5 protein-coding genes are annotated in these 4,206 nt (G+C 42.7%); 1 reads left to right on the forward strand and 4 read right to left on the reverse strand.

Annotation, left to right across the window (positions count from 1 at the left end):
* The 4 genes from B4K20_RS14905 to B4K20_RS14920 form a co-directional block, all read right to left on the reverse strand.
* The coding region (locus B4K20_RS14905; protein ID WP_289283516.1) for a class I SAM-dependent methyltransferase at positions 1 to 695 on the reverse strand (695 nt) is incomplete at its 3' end.
* Positions 692 to 1,489, reverse strand: coding sequence for a DUF1365 domain-containing protein (locus B4K20_RS14910; protein ID WP_286305068.1), 798 nt, complete (start codon positions 1,487 to 1,489; stop codon positions 692 to 694). The genes B4K20_RS14910 and B4K20_RS14905, both read right to left, overlap by 4 nt.
* On the reverse strand, positions 1,490 to 2,734 hold the full coding sequence (locus tag B4K20_RS14915; protein ID WP_289283517.1) for an NAD(P)/FAD-dependent oxidoreductase: 1,245 nt from the start codon (positions 2,732 to 2,734) through the stop codon (positions 1,490 to 1,492). It lies immediately after the preceding gene.
* On the reverse strand, positions 2,731 to 3,645 hold the full coding sequence (locus tag B4K20_RS14920) for an acyl-CoA desaturase (protein ID WP_289283518.1): 915 nt from the start codon (positions 3,643 to 3,645) through the stop codon (positions 2,731 to 2,733). The genes B4K20_RS14915 and B4K20_RS14920 overlap by 4 nt, the downstream gene beginning before the upstream one ends.
* Positions 3,646 to 3,787: 142 nt before the next feature.
* Here B4K20_RS14920 and B4K20_RS14925 point away from each other — a divergent pair.
* Positions 3,788 to 4,206 (forward strand): chalcone isomerase family protein (locus tag B4K20_RS14925; protein WP_289283519.1); only part of this gene is annotated, 419 nt, incomplete at its 3' end.

A 4,206-nucleotide genomic window follows, 5' to 3' on the forward strand; every position in this document is an offset into this window, starting at 1 on the left:
GCATAATCATATTGCTGTTGAGAAATCGTGGTGGTTGTTACCCGACAGCCATAGTGGAGTGCTGCAAACACCGCACAACCACCCCACCCGGTACCAATCTCCAGTAAGTGGTCATCTGGTTGCAAGTCTAACTTGTCACATAAGCGGGCTAATTTGTTAGTTTGAGCCTGCTCTAAACTTTCAGCAAAGTCATAATACAGTCCAGATGAATACATCATATGTTCACGATCCAAAAACAACTCAAACAAGTCGTTACCCAGATCATAATGTGCAGCAATATTTTTACGGCTGCCGTCACGCGTATTTTTCCTTAACCAATGCACGCCTTGCATGACAACACCAGTCAGCCTGGCCAGGCCCTTTTCCATACCATCTACCAGATGGCGGTTTCTGACTAACAATCGTATTAATCGTGTTAAGTCATCCGTTTGCCATTCACCATCCATATAAGATTCTGCTGCACCAACAGAACCACCCAGAACAGCTGCTTCAAAAAAATGTGGGTGTTGAACAAAGATATGACTTTTTAATTCGGCTTTTGGATCTCCAAATTCCAGACGACTATCAGCCATTTCGATGACTAAAAAACCTTCTTTGAAGCCATCCAATTGCTTGCAGAACAGAGTCATACAAAGACGATGAAACTTGCTGATTCTTAATTCACTTTGTCGAGTAGCATGAATGGGAGGTGTCATGATTTATCCTTCAAAGCTGGTTTGTCTGAGTATGTACGGTTATCAGATGAATTCTGCGGATGGCTATAGAAAGGCACTCTTCGAATCCACAACTTCAAAGCATGCCAATAGATCCGCCAGATAATCTTGAATGTTTGTAACGGGTAATCCCGTGGTAAGCGAGACATACTTTGTTGGTCAAGAGGCTGGCGCTTTAGCATCATATCTGCAGTGAATTGTTTTTCATTATTGCGAAATAAATGCATATCGATACTCAGCTCATCTTCACGCCAGAAAAATCGCCACTCATATTGAATATCCATGGGCATAAAAGGTGAAATGTGGAACTGTTTATCGAATGTCGATATCACAGATTGATCTTGACTACTCGGCTTCGCTTTTAATACATAACAATAGCGTTCATCCCAAGGTGTGTTGTTGATATCCGCCAGGACATACTCAAGTTGCCCCTGATGATTCACACAAAAATAAAAACTGACCGGATTAAACACAAACCCTAAGTAACGTGGATGGGTTAACAGATAAACTTGGCCGGAAAACTGCTCACCCGTCCGTTTAAAAATCAGCGACTCAACCGTCGTTTTTAAATCACCATTATGTCGGCCTAAATAATCCTTACGCTTAAAACTAATCAGATTAAAGCGTTCTAATGACCACCAACGGTGACGCTCAAAAACAGACGCTATTTCATCGACATCCAGCATTAACATGGCAATCGGATATTGAAACTGGTGGCGTTTAGGCTGAAAACGCGTGTGGTTCACCTCACCTTTCATCAACGCAGTAGAGAACATTTACAACACCTCGCCATTAAGCTGCTGAACCACTTTCAATGCACTTTTTACTCCATCCTCGTGAAAGCCCCAGTCCCAGTAAGCACCACAGAAATACGTATGCCGTTGGCCGGAAATATCGGCCCAGCGTTGTTGCGCGGCTAAAGTTTTTTCAGTGTAAACCGGATGTGAATAATGTCGCTCTACCAGCACTTTATCAGGAGAGATACGAGCGGCAGAGTTCAAGGAAACAATAAACTCGACCGGAGCATCTAATCTCTGCAAGGTGTTCATATGGTACGAAACGGTGCATTGCTCTTGCAGATCAGGGCTGACATGAACATTCCAGCTCGCCCATGCAGCTCTATTGCTTGGCAGTACAGATTCATCTGTATGCAACTGCATATGATTGCGCTGATAATCAATATTTCCTAAGACCGTTGCCTCATCATAGCTGGAGTCAGCAAGAAGTGATAAAGCCTGGTCAGAGTGACACGCCAAAACGACAGCATCAAACATCTGCTTTTCACCATTAACAGACAAGATAACGCCATCATCCGTGCGTTGAATATTTTCGACGGGAGAATTTTGATGAATCTTTCCACTAAAGTGATGAATAAATTGTTTTATGTACTGATTGGAGCCACCCTCGACGACACGCCACTGAGGTCTTTTCATTAACGACAGCATTTTATGATTTGCCATAAAAGACACCAGATAACGAACTGGCATATCTAACAAGCTAACGGATGGACCAGACCATAATGCACATGCCATGGGAATAAGGTGATCGTGAATGAACACATCACTATAACCATGCTTCTTAAGATACTCTCCTACAGTTTGTGTGTTACTAGGTTGCTTGAGAATATCCGGTGATGCTTTATAGAACTTGATAATGTCGGCAATCATCCGATAAAAAGCAGGATTGATCAGATTTTTTCGTTGGCAGAATAATGTATTCAGACTCGTCGCATTGTACTGCAGTCCAGTATCAGCATTATCAACACTGAAACTCATTTCAGTATCGATGGCCCTTACCTTGAGTTCGCTTAGTAGCTGGCTGAAGTTTGGATAGTTGTATTCATTAAAGACGATAAAACCGGTATCAACTGACCATGATGTGCCTTCGATATGGATCTGATGGGTATCGGTATGTCCACCAATGTAATCATTCGCCTCGAATAAGGTGACATTATGCTGCTTTGATAAATACCAAGCGGCAGTGACACCTGATATTCCGCCACCAACAATTGCAATATTCATTGGCTCACCTTGTTGAGTTGGTGGTCGCGCTTTTTGACTGGTATCGTTCTCGTATCCCATATCAAGCCAAATTTATTCATCAAGCAAAGCAGGTAAAAACTGATATCCACTTCCCACCAGTAAAACCCTTGTCTTGCCGACGATGCATGATAGTGATGGTTGTTATGCCAGCCTTCGCCCAGCGTTAAAAGTGCTAATAAAAAATTATTACGGCTATCATCGCCAGTGTTGTAGCGGCGCTTTCCCCATTTGTGAGCGAGAGAGTTAATCAGTAATGTTGCATGTAGCAGGATGACCGTCGAAATAAAATATCCCCAAACCACCATTTGCCAGCCATTCGTATTCAATCCCGGATTTAGCCAACTTAACCATTCACCCAGACCAAACAAACTCAGCGCCAGCAACAATGGAATTGCTATATCAAATCTGTCCAGCCAACGTAGTTCTGGATAACGAGACAAATCCTTTACAAGCCCATAATCAGCGTGGAAGTGGCGTTTGGTCAAAAACCACCCAACATGGCTCCATAGAAAACCCTCTCGTGGTGAATGAGGATCTTGATTGGTATCCGCATGACGGTGATGGTTGCGATGATGTGCCGCCCACCAGATTGGGCCTCGTTGAGTCGAGGCAGCACCGATAACTGCAAATACAAACTGCACTGGTCTGCTTGTTTTAAACGATTTGTGAGCAAAATATCGATGATAGAAAGCGGTAATAGCAAACATTCTGACAAGATAGAGAATCACCGCTGTGTATACGGCTACAGCTGATATCCCCACCAAAAAAACAGCAAGACAGGCTAGATGTAACACGATAAACGGTATGATTCTAAACCAATCAATCCTGTCATCAGCTGCGGCATATCGGATGCTACTATCACTATCAAACCAGTATCGTAACGATTTCATATCAGTCCTTCTAAGATAGTGGATAGCGTATTGAGCAATCTGTGAATTTGATGTGAAACAAGCTGTCATGCGGCTTCACCTTAAATTCACGCTGTGAAGATTGTAATGCCGTTGTGTTTAATAATTAACCACTGAGAGAGAAATGCTGAAATTTTTAGTCGCGATGATAACGATGTCTGTCTGCACCACGCTGTTAGCCGATGTTCGCTTCCAGGATACTGTCAAAACGACGTCATCTACATTACAAAAATGTAATGAAACATCCATCACAGTGATGGCATTTGTTGATGTAGCGGACGCTGCGTTTTACCTGCCAGATTGCAATTTTTTACCTGACATCGCAGGTGAAAAACAACTTTCTTTTTATTACCATCGCTCAATTACAGCTGATGATTTTATTGAAGCTTCAGAAACACTTCTCGAGCGTAATCTGACAAGCACTGAGTATTCCAAGATTGAGGATGAGTTAACCCGCTTTAATGCCAACTACCAGGATGTGGAAGATGGCGACGTATACGATATCAGGAAAACAAAGAGCGGTTTATATCTGCTAAAAAATGG

Origin of the sequence: Methylophaga sp. UBA5088, from assembly GCF_002414625.1 — a bacterium.
In the GTDB taxonomy this organism is placed as follows: Bacteria; Pseudomonadota; Gammaproteobacteria; order Nitrosococcales; family Methylophagaceae; genus Methylophaga; species Methylophaga marina.